The organism is Catellatospora methionotrophica, assembly GCF_011297335.1.
In the GTDB taxonomy this organism is placed as follows: domain Bacteria; phylum Actinomycetota; class Actinomycetes; order Mycobacteriales; family Micromonosporaceae; genus Catellatospora; species Catellatospora methionotrophica.
In genome coordinates this window covers 1,458,839-1,481,861 of the sequence record NZ_JAAOTJ010000001.1, presented here as the reverse complement: position 1 = coordinate 1,481,861, position 23,023 = coordinate 1,458,839, and the positions used below count along the sequence as shown (strand labels likewise).

General features: G+C 73.2%; 24 protein-coding genes. 14 read left to right on the top strand and 10 right to left on the bottom strand.

The annotated features are described in order from the left end of the window. Positions 1-20: 20 nt before the first annotated feature. The 4 genes from HAV40_RS06405 to HAV40_RS06390 are packed head-to-tail and all read right to left on the bottom strand — an operon-like array spanning position 21 to position 3,859. A complete protein-coding gene (locus tag HAV40_RS06405; protein WP_409364975.1) occupies positions 21-1,382 on the bottom strand; it encodes a sensor histidine kinase in 1,362 nt (453 codons plus the stop codon). Then, positions 1,382-2,059, bottom strand: coding sequence for a response regulator transcription factor (locus HAV40_RS06400; protein ID WP_166379804.1), 678 nt, complete (start codon positions 2,057-2,059; stop codon positions 1,382-1,384). Before HAV40_RS06400 ends, HAV40_RS06405 begins: the two co-directional genes overlap by 1 nt. 7 nt (positions 2,060-2,066) lie before the next feature. After that, positions 2,067-3,515, bottom strand: a complete 1,449-nt coding sequence (locus HAV40_RS06395) for a trehalose-6-phosphate synthase (protein WP_166379803.1) — start codon at positions 3,513-3,515, stop codon at positions 2,067-2,069. Beyond that, a complete protein-coding gene (locus HAV40_RS06390; RefSeq protein WP_166379802.1) occupies positions 3,512-3,859 on the bottom strand; it encodes an STAS domain-containing protein in 348 nt (115 codons plus the stop codon). Before HAV40_RS06390 ends, HAV40_RS06395 begins: the two co-directional genes overlap by 4 nt. Before the next feature lie 190 nt (positions 3,860-4,049). On the opposite strand from HAV40_RS06390, the gene HAV40_RS06385 reads away from it, so the two are divergent. The 3 genes from HAV40_RS06385 to HAV40_RS06375 all read left to right on the top strand — a co-directional run bounded on the left by HAV40_RS06385 (position 4,050) and on the right by HAV40_RS06375 (position 5,618). Continuing rightward, positions 4,050-4,676: a pyridoxamine 5'-phosphate oxidase family protein gene (locus HAV40_RS06385; protein WP_166379801.1), complete on the top strand. Its 627-nt coding sequence runs from the start codon at positions 4,050-4,052 to the stop codon at positions 4,674-4,676. 79 nt (positions 4,677-4,755) lie between these two features. Beyond that, complete coding sequence (locus tag HAV40_RS06380; RefSeq protein ID WP_166379800.1) at positions 4,756-5,187, top strand: hypothetical protein; 432 nt, start codon at positions 4,756-4,758, stop codon at positions 5,185-5,187. A 104-nt stretch (positions 5,188-5,291) separates the two neighbouring features. Continuing rightward, the gene (locus tag HAV40_RS06375; RefSeq protein WP_166379799.1) at positions 5,292-5,618 is read left to right on the top strand and encodes a YciI family protein; all 327 of its coding nucleotides are present in this window, start codon (positions 5,292-5,294) and stop codon (positions 5,616-5,618) included. A 51-nt stretch (positions 5,619-5,669) separates the two neighbouring features. Here HAV40_RS06375 and HAV40_RS06370 read toward each other — a convergent pair whose 3' ends face one another. After that, on the bottom strand, positions 5,670-6,644 hold the full coding sequence (locus HAV40_RS06370; RefSeq protein ID WP_166379798.1) for a carcinine hydrolase/isopenicillin-N N-acyltransferase family protein: 975 nt from the start codon (positions 6,642-6,644) through the stop codon (positions 5,670-5,672). 43 nt (positions 6,645-6,687) lie between these two features. Continuing rightward, a complete protein-coding gene (locus tag HAV40_RS06365; RefSeq protein ID WP_166379797.1) occupies positions 6,688-6,927 on the bottom strand; it encodes a hypothetical protein in 240 nt (79 codons plus the stop codon). 200 nt (positions 6,928-7,127) lie between these two features. Here HAV40_RS06365 and HAV40_RS06360 point away from each other — a divergent pair, with 200 nt between their 5' ends. After that, on the top strand, positions 7,128-7,331 hold the full coding sequence (locus tag HAV40_RS06360) for a CsbD family protein (RefSeq protein ID WP_166379796.1): 204 nt from the start codon (positions 7,128-7,130) through the stop codon (positions 7,329-7,331). Between the two features lie 52 nt (positions 7,332-7,383). On the opposite strand, the gene HAV40_RS06355 is transcribed toward HAV40_RS06360, so the two are convergent. Together HAV40_RS06355 and HAV40_RS06350 are read right to left on the bottom strand one after the other, a co-directional pair. Further along, positions 7,384-8,046 (bottom strand): response regulator, encoded by a 663-nt coding sequence (locus HAV40_RS06355; RefSeq protein WP_166379795.1) that lies wholly within the window; start codon positions 8,044-8,046, stop codon positions 7,384-7,386. Continuing rightward, positions 8,043-9,317 (bottom strand): sensor histidine kinase, encoded by a 1,275-nt coding sequence (locus HAV40_RS06350; protein ID WP_166379794.1) that lies wholly within the window; start codon positions 9,315-9,317, stop codon positions 8,043-8,045. The genes HAV40_RS06355 and HAV40_RS06350 overlap by 4 nt, the downstream gene beginning before the upstream one ends. A 160-nt stretch (positions 9,318-9,477) precedes the next feature. On the opposite strand from HAV40_RS06350, the gene HAV40_RS06345 reads away from it, so the two are divergent. Further along, positions 9,478-10,272 (top strand): ABC transporter ATP-binding protein, encoded by a 795-nt coding sequence (locus HAV40_RS06345; RefSeq protein WP_166379793.1) that lies wholly within the window; start codon positions 9,478-9,480, stop codon positions 10,270-10,272. Next, positions 10,272-12,791 carry an ABC transporter permease gene (locus tag HAV40_RS06340; RefSeq protein ID WP_166379792.1) on the top strand — a complete coding sequence of 840 codons (2,520 nt, stop codon included), beginning with the start codon at positions 10,272-10,274 and terminating at the stop codon, positions 12,789-12,791. Before HAV40_RS06345 ends, HAV40_RS06340 begins: the two co-directional genes overlap by 1 nt. Positions 12,792-12,959: 168 nt before the next feature. Here the strand turns inward: HAV40_RS06340 and HAV40_RS06335 are convergent, their stop codons facing one another. Next, on the bottom strand, positions 12,960-14,297 hold the full coding sequence (locus HAV40_RS06335) for an RICIN domain-containing protein (RefSeq protein ID WP_166379791.1): 1,338 nt from the start codon (positions 14,295-14,297) through the stop codon (positions 12,960-12,962). A gap of 216 nt (positions 14,298-14,513) precedes the next feature. Between HAV40_RS06335 and HAV40_RS06330 the strand changes: the two genes are divergently transcribed. The 4 genes from HAV40_RS06330 to HAV40_RS06315 all read left to right on the top strand — a co-directional run bounded on the left by HAV40_RS06330 (position 14,514) and on the right by HAV40_RS06315 (position 17,201). Next, entirely contained in the window at positions 14,514-14,900 is a 387-nt protein-coding gene (locus HAV40_RS06330) for a MerR family transcriptional regulator (RefSeq protein WP_166379790.1), read from the top strand. After that, positions 14,876-15,217, top strand: a complete 342-nt coding sequence (gene trxA / locus HAV40_RS06325) for a thioredoxin (protein WP_166379789.1) — start codon at positions 14,876-14,878, stop codon at positions 15,215-15,217. The genes HAV40_RS06330 and trxA overlap by 25 nt, the downstream gene beginning before the upstream one ends. Before the next feature lie 88 nt (positions 15,218-15,305). Continuing rightward, a complete protein-coding gene (locus HAV40_RS06320) occupies positions 15,306-16,010 on the top strand; it encodes a class I SAM-dependent methyltransferase (protein WP_166379788.1) in 705 nt (234 codons plus the stop codon). A 141-nt stretch (positions 16,011-16,151) separates the two neighbouring features. Further along, on the top strand, positions 16,152-17,201 hold the full coding sequence (locus HAV40_RS06315; protein WP_166379787.1) for a hypothetical protein: 1,050 nt from the start codon (positions 16,152-16,154) through the stop codon (positions 17,199-17,201). A 117-nt stretch (positions 17,202-17,318) separates the two neighbouring features. Here the strand turns inward: HAV40_RS06315 and HAV40_RS06310 are convergent, their stop codons facing one another. After that, positions 17,319-17,903 carry a sigma-70 family RNA polymerase sigma factor gene (locus HAV40_RS06310; RefSeq protein WP_166379786.1) on the bottom strand — a complete coding sequence of 195 codons (585 nt, stop codon included), beginning with the start codon at positions 17,901-17,903 and terminating at the stop codon, positions 17,319-17,321. A 127-nt stretch (positions 17,904-18,030) separates the two neighbouring features. On the opposite strand from HAV40_RS06310, the gene HAV40_RS06305 reads away from it, so the two are divergent. From HAV40_RS06305 to HAV40_RS06290, 4 genes are all read left to right on the top strand, one after another. Then, positions 18,031-18,810 (top strand): zf-HC2 domain-containing protein, encoded by a 780-nt coding sequence (locus tag HAV40_RS06305; RefSeq protein WP_166379785.1) that lies wholly within the window; start codon positions 18,031-18,033, stop codon positions 18,808-18,810. Between the two features lie 113 nt (positions 18,811-18,923). Next, complete coding sequence (locus HAV40_RS06300) at positions 18,924-20,801, top strand: ABC transporter ATP-binding protein (RefSeq protein WP_166379784.1); 1,878 nt, start codon at positions 18,924-18,926, stop codon at positions 20,799-20,801. Positions 20,802-20,936: 135 nt separating this feature from the next. Beyond that, positions 20,937-22,097: a family 43 glycosylhydrolase gene (locus HAV40_RS06295; RefSeq protein ID WP_166379783.1), complete on the top strand. Its 1,161-nt coding sequence runs from the start codon at positions 20,937-20,939 to the stop codon at positions 22,095-22,097. Positions 22,098-22,110: 13 nt separating this feature from the next. Then, positions 22,111-22,986, top strand: a complete 876-nt coding sequence (locus HAV40_RS06290; protein WP_166379782.1) for an endonuclease/exonuclease/phosphatase family protein — start codon at positions 22,111-22,113, stop codon at positions 22,984-22,986. The last annotated feature ends 37 nt before the right edge of the window (positions 22,987-23,023 follow it).

The window sequence follows — 23,023 nt, the reverse complement described above, 5'->3', positions numbered from 1 at the left end:
CTTCGCCAGCGAGCGGCGGATCATGAGGAAACTCTCGGCAGGTCGATGCGGAAGCGGGCGCCGCCGCCGGGGCGGTCGGTGACGTGTACGCGGCCGCCGTGGGCCTGCACGTGCTGGGCGACCAGGGACAGGCCGAGGCCGGTGCCCTCGCTGTCGCCGCGCGCTCCGGCGGTGCGCCCGCGCACGAACCGGTCGAAGATCGACTCGCGGTCGGCGAGGCTGACACCGGGGCCCTCGTCGTCGACCTCGACGTAGTACCCGATCATACGGCGGCCCCCGAGGCGCACCGCGATCGCGCCGCCGCCGTGGCTCTGCGCGTTGTCGACGAGATTGACCAGGATCTGCTCGAAGCGCCGCCGGTCCACCTGCCAGATCGCGTCGCTGCCCGGGGCCACCGACACCAGGTTCACGCCCAGGCCGCGGGCCCGGCACACCCGGCGCACCAGCGCGGGCACGTCGACCGAGCTGCGGTCGGCGGCCTGGTCGCTGCGCGACAGCTCGATCAGGTCGGTGACCAGCGCCTGGAATCGCTCGACCTCCTCGGTGAGCAGCGCGGCGGCCATCGCCGTCCGCGGGTCGAGGTGGGCGCGGCGGCGGGCCAGGACGCTCGCGGCCGCCGACAGGGTCTGCAGGGGTGAGCGCAGCTCGTGGCTGACGTCGGCGGCGAAGCGCCGGTCCCGTTCCATGCGCCGGGAGAGCTGGTCGACCATCAGGTTGAACGAGGTGGTCAGCCGGGCCAGCTCGGGTTCGGCGGCGGGGTCGAGGCGGGCGCTGTGGTCACCGGCGGCGATCTCGCTGGCGGCGTTGGCGACCGAGGTCAGCGGGCGCAGCACGCGCCGGGCCGCGTACGAGCCCACCACCGCCCCGGCCCCGGTGGTCCCGACGGCCACCAGGGTCAGCACCAGGGCGAGCACCTTCAGGGACCGGTCCAGTTCGCGCATGAAGTCGACCTCGTAGAGGGCCGTCCCGTCGCTCAGCGGCACCGCGATGACCATGGCGGGCACGCCGTCGACGCGTACCCGCTGGATGCCGGGCACGCCCCGGTCGACCTGGGCCACCAGGGCTTTCGGGATCTCGTCGGCGGTGTTGGCGGTGTCTACCTGGGCGGAGAACCAGCGCGCCTCGCGGCGCAGGAACACGCGCCGGTCGGTGCCGGTGTTGAGGGTGCTGAGCGCGGTCAGCGCGTCGGGGTCCTCGGTGTCGAGGCCGGACACGACGACCGCGGCGTCCAGCTCCACCGCGCGGATCGCCGAGTCCTCCCGCTGGGCCAGCAGGAAGCGTTCGGTGAGCTGGTAGGACAGCGCGCCCATGACCGTGGACACGCCGAGCGCGGCGAAGGCGAAACCCGCCGTCACCCGCGCCCGCAGCCCCGGTTTGCGGATCATCTCTGGAGTTTGTAGCCGAGGCCGCGCACGGTCACCAGCCGGGCGGGTGTGCCGGGGTCGTCCTCGACCTTCTGGCGCAGCCGCCCGATGTGCACGTCGACCAGGCGCTCGTCGCCGAAGTCGTACTCCCACACCCGCTCCAGCAGCTGCTGGCGGGACAGCACCTGTCCGGCGTGCTCGGCCAGTTCGCACAGCAGCCGGAACTCGGTGCGGGTCAGCGCGAGCTGGCTGCCGCGCAGCAGCACCTCACCGGCCTGCGGGCGGATCTCCAGGTCGCCGACCACGGAGGTGCGCGGACCGGCGGCGGTGGCCGCGCGGGCCCGCCGCCGCAGGGCGCGCAGCCGGGCGGTGAGTTCCTTGACCGCGATCGGCTTCACGACGTAGTCGTCGGCCCCGGCCTCCAGCGCGGCGACGATGTCGTGCGTGTCGTCGCGGGCGCTGACCACCACGATCGGCACGTCGTCGGCGCGGCGCAGCTCCCGGATGCACTCGAAGCCGTCGATGCCGGGCAGCATCAGGTCCACCAGCACGGTGTCGGCGGGCTCGCGGCGCTGGCGGACCAGCCCCTCCTCGGCCGTGGCGGCAGCGGAGACGGTGTAGCCCTCGTCCTCCAGGGCCAGCGTCAGGGACAGGCGGATGCGGTCGTCGTCTTCGATGACCAGTACGGCAACCATCGCCGCATCATCGCCCAACAACCCGCCGCGCGGCCAGTGGCGGCCCGCCGACCTCGTACCCGCCGGGCCGGGTGTGCCGGGCACGGGCGCCGCCGGACAGCGGCCGGGCGCGGCGTTCCAGCACCACGGGCACGAGCGAGCCGGGCGGCCGGGCGGTGGTGAGCAGGTGCTCGGCCCAGCCGTCGAGTGCGGTCGCGGCGGCTGCGGTGTGGGCCCGCGGTGCGGGGCCGAAACGGCCCGTGGCCTGCGCGATCGCGTCGGCGAACGCGCCCGGGTCGTGCGGGTTGACCGCGATCGCACCCGGCAGCTCGGCGGCCCGGCTGGTCAGCTCGCTGACCACGACCGTCGCGCCGAGGTCGCCGCGTGCGGCGATGAACTCGTGCGCGGTGGTGACGGTGCCGTGGTGGGTCGGTGTGACGAGCATCCCTTCGCAGGCCAGATACAGCGCGGCGAGGTCGCGGCGGTCAGGCTCGGCGCGTACGTAGTGCACGACCGCCTGCCCGACGCTGGCATGCGTACCGTTGATCTTCGCGATGAGCCGGTCGACGCGCTGGCGCTGCGCGTCCTCGGCCGGGGTACGCGGATCGCCGCAGGCCACGTGTAGCAGCGCCACCTCGCCCGGGGCGGGGCGGTGCTCGGCGAGGAACCGCTCGAAGGCGTGCAGCCGCTGCTCGACGGCGTCGGCGGGGTCCCACCCGGCCACCGAGAGCAGCACGGTCCCGGTCACCCGCATCGCGTCGCGGATGCGCCCGCCCGCCGCGCGGACCGCGGGCAGCCGGGCGAGCCGCCGGGCCCCGCCGGTGTCGGCGGGCAGCGGGTACGCGATGACGCGTACGCCCCGGTGGCCGAGCGTGATACGGCCCTGCCGCACCGGCAGGCCGTGCACCCGTTCGGCGAGGTCGAGCAGGTTGTCGACCGCGCGCTGGTGCGGCAGTGCGATCACGTCCGCGCCGAGCAGGCCGGACAGTAGCGCCCGGTGCTCGGGCAGCCGGGCGAACGACTCCGCGGGCGGGAACGTGCTGTGCAGGTGCGTCACGACAGCCAGGTCCGGGCGCATCCGGCGGAGCAGGCGCGGCAGCAGCTGGAGCTGGTGGCCGTGGGTCCACACCGTCGCCGAGGCCGACGCCGACGCGGTCACGGCGGCGGCGACCCGGCGGTTGACCGTGAGGTAGCCGTCGAACCAGTTGCTCGGGAAGTCCGCGGGCTGGTGGTGGCACAGGGACCGGAGCAGGCTCGCACCGAGTGCGGCGGCCCCCGCCCGGGCGGGCGACCGTACGCCGAGCACGCCGTCGCCGGGGCCCTCGCCCCCGGCCGGAGCCCAGGCCCCGGACCTGTTCGCGACCAGCGGCCGCAGCGCGGCGAGCGCGGCGTCGACGTGGTCGCGGCTGTCGTCGGGATCGGCTGCGGGCAGGCGGTCCGTGGCCACGACCAGGCCGTACCGTCGCCCGCGGCTCACGGCGTCACCCGTAGTGGTTCGGCTTCGGGGGTGAGCACCTGCAGCACCCGGTCGACGCGGGCCAGTTTGAGGTTGCGCCGTGCCCGCGCGGACGGCGAGCGCAGGGCGACGGTGCCGCCCTCGCGCATGGCGCGGCGGTGGGTGTCCAGCAGCAGCAGGATGCCGGCCGCGTCGATCAGCTCGCAGTCGGCCAGGTCGATGACGAGCTGGCGCGGGTGCAGCGCCAGGGCCTCCTCCAGCACGTCGTTCACACGGGGCGCGGACCGTACGTCCAGATCGCCGCGAACCTGCACTTCGACCAGCGGCACGACCTGCGTCGCACCGGCCGGGACCACGTCGTCCACCGTCACCTCCGGGAATGGAACCCGAGCCTTACCCGCTGGTACGGCGATCATCCGGCGGTACTGTGACAGTTGTGTGACAGTTCCGCCGTTTCGTGACAGGAACGGCTGCCGTGGCCGTCCGCGCGGGAGTCCGCGCCGGTGGCCGCGCGAGTAGGCTCCCGGCCAGGAACGGCGAGAGGGAGGCCTGGCCATGAGCGCGAGTCCGCATCGGATCACCACGCCGGAGCAGTTGCGCGCGCTGCTGGGCGAGCCCCACGCGGCCGCCGTCGCCAAGACGCGCACCCGCCTGCACGAGTTCGACCGGGCGTGGCTGGCCGCGTCGCCGTTCTGCCTGGTCGCGACCGCGCACGCGGACGGGAGCTGCGACGTGTCGCCCAAGGGCGACCCGGCGGGTTTCACCATGGTGCTGGACGACACCACGATCGCGATCCCGGAGCGGCCGGGCAACCGGCGGGCCGACGGCTTCTTCAACATCCTGGCCAACCCGCACATCGGCCTGCTGTACGTGATCCCGGGCCGCACCGACACGCTGCGGATCAACGGCCGCGCGGAGCTGGTGTCGGACGCGCCGTTCTTCGACGACATGGTGGTCAAGGGCCACCGGCCGCAACTGGCCGTGATCGTGTCGATCGAGGAGGTGTTCCACCACTGTTCGAAGTCGTTCCTGCGCTCGGCGCTGTGGAAGCACGAGGGATGGGATCCGCAGTCGGCCCCGTCGCGGCCGCAGCTCGCGCGGACCTTCGAGGGCTCGCGGAAGTCCATCGAGGAGCTGGAGGCCTACTACGGGCCGGGCTACGAGGAGACGATCTACCGCTGAGGTCCGCCCGTCGGGTGATATCGGGCTGGTGAGCAGGCAGGTAGCGTCAGGGCCGATCCCCGAATGGGAGGTATCGGACATGTCCGGCTTGCCGCTCCATGATCTGCGCCAGGTGCCCGACGAGACGCTGTACCTCCGGCTCGTCGTGTTGCGCAGGCACTTCCCCGACGACTTCGCCGCCGAGGACTACGACTACCGCCGCAACGTGTGGGAGGCGGCCAATCGCGCCGTGCAGGGCGAGATCCGGCGGCGGCGGGCCGACCCCCCGCAGTGGTGGATCGCCGAGCGCGGTGAGCGCCGGGAGGCCCGGCAGCGGCGGTTCGGCGCGATCGTCGCCTACCTGGTCGCGGGCGGGCTGGTGGTGCTGCTGTCGGGCGTGCCGTACCTGACCGTGCCGCTGATGCTGACCGTGTTGGCCAGCGGCGCGACCTGGCTGGTGCCCGAGGTGCTGCGCAACCAGCGCCAGCCGTTCCTGCGGCCCATCCCGCGCCCGAGGGCGTCCCAGGACTGAGTCGCCGGAAAGAATTTCTGGCATGGTGTCGGATCGGAGGCGGGCCGTTCGTAGTAGACGTGACGTGGCGGCCGCAGGGGCCGCCAGGAAGAGGGAGTGACGGCATGCCGCGGTACTTGATCTCATTCGACGACGGCGCGATGGACCACATCTCCGCTGAAGACCTGCCCGAGGTGGGCAGGGCCGCGAACGCGGTGTGCCAGGAGGCAGCCGACGCGGGCGTCTGGGTGTTCGGCGGCGGGCTGAACAGGCAGCGGGCCAGCATCGTGTCCACGGACGGGGTGGTCACCGACGGTCCGTTCCCGGAGACCAAGGAGGTCGTCGGCGGGCTCGTGGTCGTCGAGGTGGCCTCGCGCGAGGAGGCGCTGCCATGGGCGGCCAAGATCGCCGCCGCCTGCCGCTGTGCCCAGGAGGTCCGGGAGATCATCTGATCGTTCCGAACGGTAGGGACGCCTGGTGAGGCCGACCGGCGGTGCCGCCGGTCAGCTCACCGCCAGGCGGAACGCGTGCACCGTCTGCCACCGGCGGGCGGTCACCACCCGCAACTGCCCGGTGCCCAGGTCGTACGTCGCCGACCAGCGGGTGATCGGCTGGGCCACCGCGCGCAGCAGGCTCATCGCGTCGATCTCGGTGACCGTGCCGCCGGTGCGGCCGAGGGTGTCGGCCAGCACGCGGTAGCGCGTGTCCTGCCGCCGTTCGTGCTCGCCGACGCCGATCAGCGGGACGTTGGTCAGCGCCTGCCACCGGCCGGTGCCGCGTTCGACCTGGCGGCGGCCGTCGGCGAACTCGACCAGCGCCGACGTGCCGGAGGCGTCCGCGAGCAGGTAGTGCAGCGGCGGTCCGCCGACGAAGTCGATGTTGTACCGGTCGAACATCGCCAGCGCCTCGTCGACCGTGGCGGCGGCGTCAAGCACCAGGCGCAGGATGCGTACGCTGCCCACGGTCGGCTTGGCCGGGTCGTGGGTGGCCGACGCCCCCTCGTCGGCGGCCATGCCCACGGCCAGCCCGCGCTCGTTCAGCCCGTCGAACGGCAGCAGCGGCGCGTCGAGCAGGCGTCGGTCACCGGCCGGGTCGTCGGCGGCGGTCAGCCCCAGGTAACGCAGGTCGACCAGCGAGATCGAGGCGTACCCGTCCGGCGGATCGGTCCGCAGCACCAGCGCCGGGTTCGGGTCCCAGTCGAAGTTGCGCCCGAACAGCGGGTGATCCGGGTCGCCGAGCGCGGCGAACAGCGAGCAGCCGAACGGCGCCGTGGCCGTCGGCGACGGGCCGGGCGCCGAGACGTCGTAGTCACCGGTGTAGGTCATCTCGTAGAGCGGCAGGTCGTCGACGCGGCGCAGGCTGGCCAGCGTCGCGTCGGCCTCGGCCGTGGACTGCCGCGAGGCGGTGCTCGGCGGGGCCGGGGCCGTGGGCGTACACGAGGCCAGCAGGAGCAGCAGCGCGAACCCGAACCGTCTCATCGCCCCACCCTGGCACGGCGGACGTCGATGGGACAGGCCCGGTTCAGACGAGGGCGTTGCGGTTGGCGGGGCGCTTGGGCAGCCGCCGCCGCAGGCGACGGGGCACCCGGTCGGTGTGGCGGCGCAGCCCGGTGCGCAGCACCCGGACGGGACGCGCGGCGGTGCGGATGAAGGCCCGCGCGGGAGGCGGAGACTGCCGCTGTGCGGCACGCCTGCGCAGGGCCAGCAGCAGGACGTACGCCCCGGCCAGCGCGCCGCCGAGCGCCAGCTGTGCCACCGTCATGATCCACCCCCGCGTTCGCTGCCGGTGTCATGTCTACACCGCACCAACGACGAACATGAGTGAGCCGTTGTTACTTCCCGTAGTCGCGTACGTCACCCGGCGGCGGGCATGCTCCGGTGTGGTCGCGGTCTCCGCAGGTTTGCCGTCGCCGTCCGCGGGGCAGGTCAGTGGGGCACGACCAGCTACGAAGGGATGTTCCGATGGGTACCGTCGATTCTGCCAAGCACCACCTCCAGGACATCGCGGGCAAGGCCAAGGAGCATGTCGGCGACGCGACCGACAACCACAGCCTGCAGGCCGAGGGCGTCGCCGAGCAGGCGAAGGCCAAGGCCGGTATGGCGGCCGACGACGTGCGCGACGCGCTGCGCGGCCGGGACGAGGACCGCGACCAGAACAAGAACTGACCTCAGCGGGTACGCGGGCCGGTCTCCTTCGGGAGGCCGGCCCGCCGCCGTATCAGGCCGCCGGGGTGTCGCCGAGCCGGGCGTCGTGGACCAGGATCGCCGCCTGCACCCGGTTGGTCAGGCCGAGCTTGGCCAGGGCCCGGCTGACGTGCGCCTTCACGGTCGCCTCGGCCATGTCCAGCTCGCGGGCGATGTCGGCGTTGGCCAGGCCGCGGGCGACCGCGCGGACGACCTCGCGCTCGCGGTCGGTCAGCACCGCCAGGCGGGCGCGGGCCTGGTCGGCGACCGACGGGCCGCGCTCGGCGAACGAGCTGATCAGGCGGCGGGTGACCGTCGGAGCGAGCATCGCGTTGCCCGCCGCGACGGTGCGCACCGCCTCGGCCAGGTCGCGCGGCGGGGTGTCCTTGAGCAGGAAGCCGACCGCTCCGGCGCGCAGCGCGGCGTGCACGTACTCGTCCTGGTCGAACGTGGTCAGCATGATCACGCGGGGCGGCTCCGGCAGCCGGGCGACCGCGGCTGCGCCGGTCAGCCCGTCGGTGCCCGGCATGCGTACGTCCATCAGCACGACCTCGGGCCGGTGCCGCCGGGCGGCCTCCACCGCCTCGGCCCCGTCGCGGGCCTCGGCGACCACGGCGATGTCCCCGGCCGCCTCCAGGATCATCCGCAGCCCGGAGCGCACCAGCGCCTCGTCGTCGACCACCAGCACCCGGATCACGCGGGCACCGTCGCGGGCGGTTCGGCGGGGATACGGGCGTGCAGCGTGAAACCGCCGTCGAGCCGGGGCCGGGCGTGCACCGTTCCGCCGGCCAGGGCGACCCGCTCGGCGAGCCCGACCAGGCCGAGTCCACTGTCGGGCACCGGTGGCACCGGGTGCGGCGGCGGCGCGTTCTCGACCGCGACGACCAGCCCGTGCGGCTCGTGGTGCAGGGTGACCGTGGTCGGCGCGGCCCCGGCGTGCTTGGCCACGTTGGTCAGCGCCTCCTGCACCACCCGGTACGCGGTGCGCTGCGCGGACAGCGACACCTCCGGCAGCTGTCCCCGGTCGACGCGGCGCACCGGCAGCCCGGCCGCGCGGCTGGCGTCCAGCAGCCGGTCCAGGTCGGCCAGTGTCGGCTGCGGGGTGAGATCGGGCACCGTGCCGTCGGCCGTGTCCGGCGCCCGCAGCATGCCCAGCACCTCGCGCAGCTCCTGCATCGCCTCCCGGCCGGTGGTGCGGATCAGGCCCGCCTCCTCGGCGGTGCGCGGGTCGGCGGTGCTGACCTCCAGCGCACCGGCGTGCAGCACCATCAGCGCCACCCGGTGCGCGACGACGTCGTGCATCTCGCGGGCGATCCGTCGCCGCTCGTCGGAGCGGGCCCGCTCGGCGCGCTCGTGCTGCTCGCGCTCGAGCCGCTCGGCCCGGTCCCGCAGCTGCTCCAGGACCTGACGGCGGGCCCGCACCCACAGCCCGAAGAGGAACGGCAGCCCGACGGTCATGCCGACCCAGAACGAGCCGGTCATCGCGCCGCCGAAGATGACGCCGCCGGTCATGCCCTCGTAGAGCAGGTCGCTGTGCACCGCGCTCCAGCCGACCGGCAGCCCGACCAGGGCGGTCGCGACGAAGAAGTACGGCCAGGCCCGGCCCGGCGCCTGCGGGTGGCCGGGACGTCCGGCCCCGGCGTAGTAGGAGGCGACGAACAGTGCGGCCATCATGCTCAGGGAGAGCCAGCTCACCAGCGAGACGACGAACAGCGGCCAGCGCGACCGGCGGATCAGCGCCGCGCTGAGGCCCGCGACCAGCATCATCAGCGCGGTCAGCGCCCAGGGCGGCTCGCCCGGCAGGCCCTCGAACATGAAGATCGGCGGCCGCTGCGGGGTGGCCAGGGAGAAGATCGTCACCGTGCCGCCCAGGGCGAACGGGTACAGCCAGTGCCCCACCCGGCGCAGCCAGCTCGACGGCTGCAGCCACGACGGCAGGCCGGGCACCCGCGCCACGCTCTGCTCCACCGTTCCACCTCCCTTTCGCGGCCGTGTCGGTGACGAGCTTAGGCAGGTGTACGGCGGGGACGGCCACTACTTCCGTCCGTGCCGTCTGCGACTTAAGTAGCGGGTCTTGATCTACTCATGCCCGAGTGCACGGCCGCCAGGGCGCGGCAGCGTGTGCGCCATGACGAACTTCGACGCCGCGGTGAGCGCGGAAGACCTGACCAAACGGTACGGGTCGGGCGACGCGCTGGTGACCGCGCTGGACGCGGTGACGGTGGCCTTCGGCCGCGGCGAGCTCACCGCGATCATGGGCCCGTCCGGGTCCGGCAAGTCCACCCTGATGCACTGCCTGGCAGGCCTGGACACCCCGACCGCCGGGCGGGTGTGGCTGGACGGCTCCCGGCACGGCGACGCCGGGCGGGTCGAGCTGAGCGGCCTGCGCGACGACGCGCTGACCGCGCTGCGCCGCGACCGCATGGGTTTCGTGTTCCAGGCGTTCAACCTGCTGCCGACCCTGACCGCCTGGGAGAACATCACCCTGCCGCTCGACCTCGCGGGCCGCCGCCCCGACCAGTCCTTCGCCGACACCGTGATCGACGCGGTCGGGCTGCGTAACCGGCTGCACCACCGCCCCGCCCAACTGTCCGGCGGCCAGCAGCAGCGGGTGGCCTGCGCCCGCGCGCTGATCAGCCGCCCGGACGTGGTCTTCGCCGACGAGCCGACCGGCGCGCTGGACTCGCGGGCCGGGGCGGAGGTGCTGGGCTTCCTGCGCCGCAGCGTCGACGAGCTGGCCCAGACCGTGGTGATGGTCACCCACGACCCGGTCGCCGCCTCGTACGCCGACCGGGTGCTGTTCCTGGCCGACGGGAAGATCGTCGACGAGCTGCGGGAACCGTCCGCCGACCGGGTGCTCGACCGGATCCGCTCCCTGGAGTCGGCGGCGCGTGGCACCCGCACCGTCGGAGTGGGTGCCTGATGCTGCGGGCGATGCTGCGCGACCTGCGCGCGCACCTGGGCCGGGTCGCGATGACCCTGGCCGCGATCGTGCTCGGGGTGGCCTTCGTGGTCGCCACCTGGGTCGTGTCGGACTCCGCCGCGGCCACCGTGAGCAGCGGCTCCTACCGCACCGACCTGGCCGCGGTCGTGGAGTCGCGGCCGAAGACCACGACCGACAGGGAGATCCCCGTCGAAGTCGTCGCCCGGCTGGCGGCGCTGCCGGGGGTGACCCGGGCCGAGGGCGTACGCGAGGGATACGCGGCCCTGATCGGCACCAGTGGCAAGATCGGCACCACGTCCTTCGCGGAGACCGCGGGCACCGACTGGGACGACTCGCAGCGCTTCGCGCTCACGTCGGGCCGGGGGCCGCAGCGGACCGGGGAGATCGCGCTGGAGGCGCAGGCCGCCGCCGAGGCCGGGCTGACGGTCGGGGACCCCGCGCGGGTGCTGCTCGGCGGAGACCGCTCCGACACGGCGACCGTCGTCGGCGTGTTCACCTACCGCGCCACGGGCTGGGAGTTCGACCCGGCGGTGGCCTTCGACGCCGACACGGCCACCCGGCTGCTGCGCGACCGGGACCTGCCGCCGACGGCGGTCACCGGGTTCGCGCGGATCGAGCTGTCCGGTGCCGACGAGCGGGCCGTCGTCGCCGCGGCCACGGCCGCCCTGGGCGCGGGCTTCCGGGTCGAGTCGGGCAGTGACCTGCGCGAGAAGCAGGCCGAGAACGCCCGGAGCGACGGCGACGTGATCCGCAAGGCGCTGCTGGCGTTCGCCGCCGTCGCGCTGCTGGCGGGCGTGTTCGTCATCGCGAACACCTTCACCATGCTGGTCACCCAGCGCACCCGGCAGTTCGCGCTGCTGCGGGCCGTCGGCGCGCGCCGGGCGCAGGTGCGCCGGGCCGTGCTCACCGAGGCCGTCGTGCTGGGCCTGGTCGGCTCCACGCTCGGCGTGGCGATGGGCGTCGGGCTCGGACTGCTGGCGATGCGGCTGCTACCGGTCGTCGGGGAGGTCGCGTACGTGGTGTCGCCGTGGGCGGTGCTGCTCGGCTACGCGGTCGGCGTCATCGTGACGATCGTCGCGGCGTACGGGTCGGCGCGGCGCGCCGCCCGGGTCTCGCCGATGGCGGCGCTGCGCACCGACGCCACCGTGCCGCGGCGCTCGCTGGTGCTGCGTACCGTGGTCGGGCTGCTGGCCATCGGGGCAGGCGCGGCCATGGTCGCGGTCACCTCACCGGAGGACCTGACCGAACCCAAGCGCATCCTGGCCATGGCCGGGGCCGTGCTCGCCTGGTTCGGGGTGCTGCTCACCGCGCCGATCCTGGTGTCGGCGGTGCTCGCCCCGCTGACCCGGCTGCTGCGCAAACCGCGCCCGGTCACCCGGATCGCCCTGCGCAACGCGGTCCGCGACCCGCGCCGCACCGCCGCCACATCGTCCGCGCTGATGATCGGGCTGTCGCTGGTGTGCGCCTTCTCGACCGTGGGGCAGACGCTGAGCACCGAGACCACCGCGCAGATCAGCTCGGCGGTGCCCGAGAACGCGGTGGTGCTGCGGGCCGCGGCGTTCGGCACGCTCGACGACACGGCCGGCGCCGCCGCGCGGGCCGTGCCCGAGGTCACCGCGCTGGCCGCGCCGCGCTCCGGCGGGGTCGAGGTCGTCGCGGCGAACGGCAGGTCGTCGGACACCGAGTTCACCAGCCTCGACCCGGCCGCGGTCGGCTCGGCGATCCGGCCCCGGATCACGTCGGGCGGCTCCGATCTGCGCCGTGGCGTCATGCTGGCGCAGCGGGTCGGCACGGAGCTGGGAGTGAAGACCGGTGACCAGGTCCGGCTGCGGTTCCCGGTCGAGGGCGACAGCCCTGCGACGGTCGAGGTGCCGGTGACGGTGGTCGGGCTGCACGAGGGGAGTGACCTGCTGCGGGGCCAGCTCGTCGACGACGCGCTGGTGCCGTCGGGGGTCTACCGGTACGGCGACAGCATGTACGCGGTCGGAGCCGACGCGTCGGTGCTGCGGGGCGCGCTGGAGCGGGCGTTCGCGTCGCGGCCCGACGTGCTGGTGCAGGATCGGGAGCAGCTGCTCGATGACCTGCTGGAGCCGTACCAGCTGGTGTTGGGTCTGGTTTATGTGCTGCTCGGGGCGGCGGTGGTGATCGCGGTGTTCGGGGTGGTGAACACGCTGGCGCTGTCGGTGCTGGAGCGGACGCGGGAGCTGGGGGTGTTCCGGGCGCTGGGGGCGTCGCGGGCGCTGGTGCGGCAGACGGTGCGCCGGGAGAGCGTGGTGATCTCGCTGTACGGCGGGGTGCTGGGGATCGGGGTCGGGGTGCTGCTGGGCGGGGTGATGCAGTACGTGATCCTGGCCAATCCGGTGTTCGGGATGTCGGTGCCGTGGCTGACGGCCGGGGTGGCGTTGCTGGGGATGGGACTGGTCGGGGTGCTGGCCGCGCTCTGGCCCGCCCGCCGCGCGGCCCGCGCCGACATCCTGGCCGCCATCGCGACGGAGTGACCGGGGGCGCGGGCTCGCTGGGGGCGGGCCCGCGCTTTTAATCGACGCTGGCCTATTACATCGAGTTTGATCTACGAAAACTCGATGTAATAGGCCAGCGTCTATGGAAAACGGGGTGCGGGGCGGTGCGGTGCGGCGCGGGCCGGGGGTGGGGTGGGGTGGGGTGGGTTAGCGGGTGAGGCGCCAGCGTTGGTTGGGGCCGGTGCCGCAGGTCCATTGGATGGCTAGGGCGCCGTCGGTGGTGGCGGCGCTGGTGATGTCCACGCATTTGCCGCTGTGCACGGCGACCAGTTGGTAGACGCCGGTGCTGGACGGGCGGAGGGTGAACTGCTGGTTGGTGGTGCCGGTGCAGGTCCACTGGATGATCGCCGCGCCGTTGGCGGTGGAGACGCCGTTGACGTCTAGGCAGAGGCCGTTGGCGGTGTTGGTGATCGTGAAGGTGTCGGTGCCGACGGGGGTGAAACGGAACGACTGGGGGGCCTGGCCGTTGCAGGTCCACTGGCGCAGTTGGGTGCCGGTGGCGGTGGAGCCGTTGGGTACGTCGAGGCACTTGGCGCTGTGCTGGGCGACGGCGGTGGAGGTGAACGTGTCACCGGTGGTGATCGTCTCGGACAGGACGGTGCCGTGCCGGATGAAGCCGCTCAGGCCGCCGGGCACGTCCGAGCGGGCCGACCACGTGTTCAGGTCGGTGCTGGTCGCGGTGTAGTAGTGGCCGGAGGTGTAGCCGTCCATGTAGATCCGCCAGCTGCCGTCGGTCTGCCGGACCAGGGCGGGTCCCTCGACGCCGGAGCCCCAGCCGGCCCAGTTGCCGGTGCCGGTGAACGTCCACGGGCCGTTGAGCGAGGACGCCGTGGCGTGCTCGATGTACTTGGTGGTCTCGTTCTTGGCGAACGCGTGGTACGTGCTGCCGGAGCGTACGACGAAGGTGTCGATGTAGTTCGGGGCGATGCCCGACAGCGCGACCGGCGCCGCCCACGACGAGAACGCCGCGTTCAGGGCCCGGAAGCGGTACGGGCGGAAGTTGGCGTACGAGGTGGTGCTCAGGGAGACGATGACGTTGACGCTGCCGTCGGCGGGGTCGACGAACCATTCCGGGGCCCAGGTGTTGACGATGCCGGAGATGCCGACCGGCACGTTGCGGACGAAGCTCCAGGTGATCAGGTCGGTGCTGGACGCGATGCCGAACTCGGTGCCGGTCCAGTTGGTGGTGTAGACGACGTAGTAGCGCCCGTCGCTGTGCTTGAGCACGCTGGGGTCGCGGATCAGGCCCGACGGCGGGGTGTACGCGGGGCCGCGCAGCAGGGTGAAGTCGCGCGCGTTGGTCGAGGTGTAGACGTACAGGTTGCTCTCGCTGCTGTTGGTGAACGCGGTCAGGACGTACCGGGTGACCGTGGCCGCGGCGGCAGGGCGTGCGCCGGTCAGGCCGGACAGCAGCGCGAGCAGGACGGCCGCGACGGCGGCGAGGGCGCGGGTGGACTGGCGGGGGGACGGGGTGCTGCCGAGCATCTGCTGCTCCTTGTCGGGCTATGCATAGTGGGATATGCATGTGAGCGGTAACAAAGCGCGACCGGGAGGGGCCCGGTTCGACCGGACGCGATTGCTCCACAGTGTCCGCACCGACATCGACACCTGTCAAGGTCATGCGGCGGGGTGACCGGGGCCACGCTTGCCTTGACACCGGCGGCAAGGTTTAGCGTTGGCGGGGACAGGGAGGAGACGCGGATGCGCATCGGCGAACTGGCGCGGCGCGCCGGCACCAGCACCCGCACGCTGCGGTACTACGACCAGCACGGGCTCCTGCGGTCGCGGCGCGCCGACAACGGCTACCGGGCCTTCGACGAGGCCGAGCTGCGGGTCGTCGACGAGATCCGGTCGCTGCTCGCGGTCGGCTTCGACCTCGACGACATCCGCCCGTTCGTGGCCTGCCTGCGGGCCGGGCACGCCACCGGCGACGTGTGCCCGGACTCGGTCGCCGTGCTGCGGCGCAAGCTCGCCGAGGTCGACACCTGCGTCGACCGGCTCAACGCCGTCCGCGACCAGCTCCACCAGCAGCTCACCGAAGCCATCGCCCACCGGGAGAAGACATGCCTGACAAGACCGGCCCCCTAGTCGAGGTCACCGACGCCACGTTCGCCGACGTCGTGCTGAAGTCGGAGCGGCCCGTGGTGGTCGACTTCTGGGCCGACTGGTGCGCGCCCTGCAAGGTGCTCGAGCGCTCGCTGAACGACCTGTCCGAGGAGTTCGGGGACCGGCTGGTCTTCGCCAAGCTCGACGCCGACGCGAACCCGGAGACGGCGCGGGCGTACAAGGTGATGTCGATGCCGACGCTGATCGTGTTCCGGGGCGGCGAGGTCGTCGCCAGCGCGGTCGGCAACCGGCCGAAGATCGCGCTGCGCCAGTTCCTGGAGACCGGCATCGGAGCCTGAGGCCGCGAGCATGCCCGAACGGCACCGGCCGACCGTGGCCGGTGCCGTTCGGTGCCTGGTGGCGGCCTGTCTTTGACATGATCGGCTGATGTCCCAGGCGTACGCGGTCACCGCCGAGTTCTACGACCTGCTGCAGGCCACCGAGCACCTGGCGGTGACCGGACGGCTGCTGGACCGCTGGCTGGGTCAGCCCGCGGTGGGTGTGCTCGACGTGGGGGCGGGCACCGGGCTCGCCACGAACCTGCTCGCCCGGCGCTGCACGGTGACCGTGCATGCCGTGGAACCCGCCGCGAGCATGCGGGCCGTGCTGCTAAGCCGCCTCGCGGGGCAGACCGGGGTGCTGCCCCGGGTCCGGGTGCACGCCCGCAATGTTCAGGATCTTGGCCTGGTCGGTGTCGCCGACTTCGGCTGGTGCCTGAACACCATGGCCGGGCTGGACCTGGCGGAGCGGGCCGCGGCGCTCCGCGCGCTCGCGGAGGCGCTGGTGCCCGGGGGTCGCCTGGTGGTGCAGCGCCCGCCGAGCCGCGCCGTCGCGGACCGCCGTGACCTGCCGTCGTGGCAGCTCGGCGGCGACCTGTACAGCGGTGAGGTGGCCACCACGCCGGTCGGCGCGGACCGGATCCGCTGGCGGTTCAGCTACCGGGTCAGCCGCAAGGGCGCGCTGGTACGCCAGGAGAGCGAGGTCTTCGACGGCCACCTCGCCACGGTGTCCGGATTCGACGCCGAGCTGGCAACCGCCGGGTTCACCCCGGTCGGCACGGACGACCCGGACATCGTCGTCGTCCAGCGGTGACCCCGCCCTCGCGTTCGTGGCGCTGCTGACTGTTTTCGCAGGTCACGGGCGTGGCGTGGGTCGCCGGGAGCGGTCGTCTTCGTAGGATCTGGTCGATCCTAGGAAAGGCGACATGTAGTGAAAAAAGTGTATCGAGTAGCCGTGTTGACCACCGCGCTGCTGGCGGCGTCGGCCGCGGGCGGCGTGCCGTCATGGAGCGCCGCGGCAGCCGGTGAGCAGGTCTACGACACCGCGGGGACGTACACGTTCGACGTGCCCGCCGGTGTCGAGGTGACGCTGGAGCTGTGGGGCGCGGGCGGCGGCGGTGGCGGCGGCACCGGCGGAGGAGCCGGTGGCGGCGGTGGCGGCGGCGGGAAGTCGCTGTTCGGCCGGGGCGGTGGCGGCGGAGCCGGGGGCAGTTCCGGTGGCGGCGGCGCGGGCGGCGGCTCCGGCGGCGCGGGACAGTACGTCACGTGCGTCCTGCCCGCGAACTTCCCCGCGACGAAGCTGTCCATCGTGGTCGGCCGCGGCGGCAGCGGTGGACGCGGCGCGGCGGCGGCGACCGGCGGCGCGCCTAGCTCACCCGGCGGCAACGGCAATCCCGGGCAGATCTCCAAGGCGGGCGCGGACGGCGCGGCGGGCGCGATCACCGAGGTCAGCGTGCTGCTCAACGACACCCCGCTGCTGCTGACCCAGGCCGGAGGCGGCAACGGGGGCCAGGGCAGCCCCGAGTTCTCCCACGGCGGACCCGGCGGCATGGACGCCACCGGGAGCCGTCCGGGCACGACCCGGCCCGGCGGGATCGGCAGCAGCGCCCCCGGTGACGGCGGCGCGGGCGGCACGCTGACCGTGCCGTCGGCGGCGCTGTGCACCGGAGTCGACGGTGCGGAGGGCAACGCGGGCAAGGGCGGCGGCGACGGCGCGGCCGGCGGATCCGGGGTCGACGGCGCGACCAGCGGCAACGGCGGGGCCGGTGGCGCGGGGGCGACCGTGGTCGGCCTGGGTGGCGCTGGTGGTGCGGCCGCCTCCGGCGTCGAGCACGGCGTCGGCGGGGCCGGTGGTGCGGGCGGCAACGGCGGCCGTGGCGGCGTGGGCGGCCGTGGGGCCTACTCCCGCAGCCTCGCCGCAGAGGGCGGCAAGTCGGGCGGCACCTCCGCCGCGGGCGTCACCGGCCGCCCCGGCGCCGACGGGTACGCCCGCGTCACCTGGTGACCTGACCTGCCGTACGGCGGTTGGGAAGATCAGCGTTTGGGGTCAGGATGTGCGGTCCAACCGCAGATCCTGACCCCAAACGGCGATCATGGGGCCGCTCAACCCCCAGGAGGCGGGTCAGACGGCGCGGAGGTGGCGGCGGGGGGCCGCGGTGGCGCTGTCGTCGAGGGCGGTGGCGAGGTCGTCGCGGGCGCGGGCGACGCGGGAGCGGATCGTGCCGATGGGGCAGCCGATGACCTCGGCGGCCTCGACGTAGGACAGGCCGAGCACCTGGGTGGCGACGAAGGCCTCGCGGCGGTCGGGGTCGAGTCCGGCGATCAGGCGGGTGAGCAGGATCTGCTCGTCGAAGCGCCCGGCCGCACCGGCGGTGGCGGTGTCGGCCACGGCGGCCCAGTCGGCCAGGTCCGCCGAGCGCGGTCGGCGGGCGAGGGTGCGCAGGTGGTCCACGACGGTGTGCCGGGCGATGGCCAGCAGCCAGGTGCGGGCCGAGGAGCGGCCCTCGAACGCGGGCAGGGCGCGCATCGCCCGCAGGTAGGTGTCCTGCGCGAGGTCGTCGGCGTCGGCGTGCCCGGCGAGGTGGGCCACGAACCGGACCACGTCGCGCTGGGTCGCCGCCACGAACGCCTCGGTGGCGGCGCGGTCGCCGCCGCGGGCCGCCAGGGCCAGCGCCGTGATGCGCTCGTCGTCACCGCCGTAGGACATGACCGGTAGCGTATCGTTCGCCGCCCGTCGATGCGATCCCCCCGGTGCGCGACAGCGCCGCAGGTCACATGATCGGGTGGGAACCAATCCGGGGGTACGGGCGACAATGTGTCTCATGGGAGTGGGCATGGGGTGCACACAGGCACGTGAACTGCTGTCGGCCCGCCTGGACGGCGCTGACGAGCCGGGCGAGCGCGAGGCGGCCGACGCGCACGTGGCGGGCTGTGCCGCGTGCGCGGACTGGTGGCAGCGGGCGGAGTCGCTGACCCGGCTGGCCCGTACCGCGGCGGCGCTGCCGGTCCCGCCGCTCAGCGACCGGGCACTGGCCGCGGTGCTGGCTGCCGCGCCGGTTCCGCCGGTCCAGCGGGCCAGGTTCGACGTCGCGGTATGGCTGCGGCGGGCGCTGCTGGCCGTCGGTGTGGGGCAGTTCCTGCTCGGCGTCGCCCAGATCAGCAGCCTGGCCGCCGCCGAACGGCACGCGCACAGCACTGTCGGCTCGGTGTCCTCGGGGCACCTGTGGCACGAGTCGGCAGCGTGGAACGTGGCCATCGGCGCGGCCCTGGCCTGGCTGGCCTGGCGGCGTACCCGCCCGGCCACGCTGCTGCCCGTGATGACCGCGTTCGTGATCGTGCTGAGCCTGCTCACCGCCAACGACGCGCTCGCGGGCCGGGTCGAGGCGAGCCGGGTGCTGTCCCACGGCCTGGTCCTGGTCGGGTACGGCCTGCTGCTGGCCCTGAACCACCCCCGCCTGCGCGGGGACGGCCCGGCCGACCGCGCGTCCCGTCCCCGGGGAACCTGGTCGCTGCGCGGCGACGACGGCGACGGCCCGCTCGCGCCGGTGTACCCGTTCCCGGTCCGGGTGGCCGTCACCCGAAAGGTGACCGCCGAGCAGCGCCGGGCGGCGTGAGTGTCGCACCCGTGCGGTAGACGTCGGGTTGACGTCAACCTCGCTTGAGGTTCTACGGTGACGGCGGCGGGCGCGGCCCGCCCGCACCGGACCATACGGGAAGGCACAGCTCGATGAGCATGGAAATGGCGGCGTGGAACTCTCTCTACCACGCCATGAACGCCCAGGACGAGCGCCGTCCGTTCTCGGTGGCGACGCTGAAGCGCATTCTCGGCTTCGCCCGGCCGCACCGGCGGCAGCTGCTGTCCTTCCTCGCGCTGAGCGTGGTCGGGGCGGTGCTCGCGGTGGCCACCCCGATCCTGGCGGGCCGGGTCATCGACACGATCACCAACGGTGGGCCGCAGTCGACCGTGATCTGGCTGGCGGTGATCATCGCGGGGCTGGCGCTGGCCGAGGCGGGGCTGAGCCTGGCCACCCGCTGGCTGTCGGCGACGATCGGCGAGGGCCTGATCCTGGACCTGCGTACGGCGGTGTTCGACCATGTGCAGCGGATGCCGGTCGCGTTCTTCACCCGTACCCGCACCGGCGCGCTGGTCAGCCGGCTGAACAATGACGTGATCGGGGCGCAGCGGGCGTTCAGCGACACCCTGTCCGGGGTGGTGGCGAACCTGGTCATGCTGGTGCTGACGCTGGTCGTCATGATCCAGCTGTCCTGGCAGATCACGCTGCTGGCGCTGGTGCTGCTGCCGGTGTTCGTGCTGCCCGCCCGGCGGATGGGCAACAAGCTGGCCAAACTGGAGCGCGAGGCCGCCGAGCACAACGCGACCATGAGCACGAACATGACCGAGCGCTTCTCCGCGCCGGGCGCGACCCTGATCAAGCTGTTCGGCCAGCCCGAACGCGAGTCGGCCGAGTTCGCCGCGCGGGCCCGGCGGGTACGCGACATCGGGGTGCGTACCGCGATGGTGCAGTGGGTCTTCGTGACCGCCCTGATGCTGGTATCCGCCCTCGCGCTGGCCCTGGTCTACGGCCTGGGCGGGGTGTTCGCGCTGCGCGGCACGCTGGACGAGGGCACGGTCGTGACGCTGGCCCTGCTGCTGGCCCGCCTGTACGCGCCGCTGACGTCGCTGGCCAGCGCCCGCGTCGAGGTGATGAGCGCCCTGGTCAGCTTCGAGCGGGTGTTCGAGATCCTCGACCTCAAGCCGCTGATCACCGAGCCGGAGCAGCCGAAGCAGCTGCCGGAGGGCCCGGTGTCGGTGCAGTTCGACGGCGTCGACTTCGGCTACCCGTCGGCGGACAAGGTCTCCCTGGCCTCGCTGGAGGAGGTCGCGGTGCTCGACTCGCGCGGCGGGGCGCAGGTGCTGCACGAGGTGTCGTTCACCGCCGAGCCGGGCCAGCTGGTGGCGCTGGTCGGCTCGTCCGGGGCGGGCAAGTCCACGATCGCGCAGCTGCTGCCCCGGCTGTACGACGCCGACGGCGGCACGGTCCGGCTGGCCGGGGTCGACGTACGCGACCTGGACGCCAAGACGATCCGGCAGACGCTGGGCATGGTCACCCAGGACGGGCACCTGTTCCACGAGTCGGTGCGCGCGAACCTGCTGCTGGCCCGTCCGGAGGCGAGCGACGAGGAGCTGTGGGACGCGCTGCGCCGGGCCCGGCTGGCCGACCTGGTGTCCGAGCTGCCCGACGGCCTGGACACGGTCGTCGGCGAGCGCGGCTACCGGCTGTCCGGCGGCGAGCGGCAGCGGCTGACCATCGCCCGGGTGCTGCTGGCCCGGCCGCGCGTGGTGGTGCTCGACGAGGCGACGGCGCACCTGGACTCCACCTCGGAGGCGGCGGTGCAGGAGGCGCTGGGCGAGGCCCTGGCCGGGCGTACGTCGGTGGTCATCGCGCACCGGCTGTCGACGGTGCGCCAGGCCGACCAGATCCTGGTCATCGAGGCCGGGCGGGTCGTCGAACGGGGCACGCACCCGGATCTGCTGGCCCGCGACGGCCGTTACGCCGAGCTGTATCGCACCCAGTTCGACCAGCCGGTCGGCAGCGCGGCCTGAGCTGCGCCGACTTGCCCCGGCCGCCGGTCGGTGTAGTGAATCTGTAGGGATCGTTCACAAGTGGTTCGTAAGGTAGCGCCATCTGTAGATGTATGGATGGCGTCTACCTGACCGACCGGTGATCGGAGACCTGCGATGAGCACAGCACACCGCACCCCGGCGCGCCACGGGTGGGCACTCATGACCGCCGCCGCGGTGCTCGCCGCCGTGCTGCCGTCGGTGGTCGTCGTCGTCGCGCCACCCGCCGCCGACGCGGCGCGGCTGCTGGCGGCGGCCGTGCTCCCCGCCGTGGCCCCCGCCGACGAGGCGCAGGACTTCCCGTTCCCCGGGGCCGACACGATCGCCCTGCACAACGGCTCGGACCAGTACGTCACGTACGGGGCCAGCGCCGGTGGGCGCAAGGTGCCGTACGCGGTGTCGGGGTCGGGCGATGTGGTGGGCACCTCGCCGGTCGTCGCCGGAGACGCGCTGCCGGGCGGGGGCGGGGCCTGGGTCGCCGACGGCGCGGGCATCTGGACGCCCGGCGCGTTCTACCACGTCAAGGACGGCGTCGGCCGGTACTACCTGTTCTACACGGCGATCCACCGCAACGACGGCGACCGCCGGTGCATCGGCGTGGCCTCCTCGGTGAACCCGTTCGGCGGGTTCCGGGCCGAGGCTCAGCCGATCGTCTGCCCGGACAAGGGCGACCGCTGGGCGCTGGACGCCGACGTCACCACCGGGCCCGAGGGCGCGATCTGGATGACGTGGCGCGACGGCCAGCGCGCGGAGGGGCCGGAGTCGGCGCTGTCGGTGATGATGCTGAAGTTCAACGCCGACGGCACCGTCGACCGCAACTCCGACCCGGTCGTCATCATGCGCAGCGACGCCCTGGCATGGGCCCACTACCAGCAGGACGGCGGCGTGACCGTCATCGAGAACCCGAGCGCGCTGTTCCACAACGGGTCCTGGTACCTGTTCTACTCCGGCAACAGCTGGCCGACGAACTACTACGCGACCGGCATCGCGTACTGCGGGGCGAAGATCGACGACGGGCTGTGCAGCCAGCTGCCGGGGCCGAACCGCGCCTGGTTCTCCTACTCCGGGCCGCAGACCCACCTGCCGGACAGCCTGCGGCTGTACGGGCTGCCGGGCAACAAGCGCGGGCCGGGCGCGATGGACGTGTACCGCGCCCGCGACGGCAAGCCGTGGGTCACCTGGAACTACCTCAGCGACGGCGGCGGCCGCAAGAGCCGCGTGGGCCGTCTCGTGATCACCGGGTCGGGCGCGAACGCCGACTTCCGGGTCACCCTCTAGGGAAGGGATTTCCATGCAGCACAGGAGAAAGTGGCTGGTCCGTGGCGCGAGCGTGCTCGCCGGTGCGGCCGTGCTGGTGGCCGGGGTGCTCCCGGCGCTGCCCGCGGCCGCGGCGAACGCGACCTTCAAGGCGGGCTCGCTCAACATCTACAACGGGCTGACCCAGGCGCAGTTCACCCAGGACCTGAACCTGATCGCGGGCAAGGCCGACCTGATCGGCCTCAACGAGGTCGGCAACCGCAAGGAGTTCCTGCAGGGCTGGGCCGCCGACAACGGCTGGTGGCTGTACTCGCCCGGCAGCGTCAACCAGGCGGGCGAGGCGCTGATCGCGAAGAAGTCCATGTTCGACGTGCTCGACAAGGGCTCGATCTTCATCTGCGACACCAACGGCCAGGGCGAGGTGCCGCCCGCCCGGTACAACAACTGGGTCAAGTACCGGCACAAGGCCAGCGGTCGCAGTGTCATCCACATCAACGCGCACGCCGTGGCGGGCATCGACAACAACGGGCGGCCCGAGGACCTGCCGCGCACCGCGTGCGCGGAGAAGCAGTTCCAGGAGCTGAAGAACCTCGCCACGCAGAAGAAGGACGAGGGTCAGGTCATCGTCAGCGGCGACCTGAACGTCGACTTCAGCGCCGACCGGGCGTACGGGTACGGCAAGTTCCCGTGGAAGGTGTTCGAGGCCAACGAGTTGCCGAACCTGCGGTCGAGCTTCAACCTGTACGGCGAGAAGGGCACCGGCACGCACGGCAACCGGCACATCGACTACATCTACTTCTGGAAGCGGCTGCCGGACTACCAGCTCATGTGGATGACCGGCTACGACATCGTCGGCGGCACGAACTCCGACCACAACGGCATCGTGGCGTACTTCTCGATCCAGCTCTAGGCGGGACCGTGCGCCGCCCGGCTCGCGGGCCGGGCGG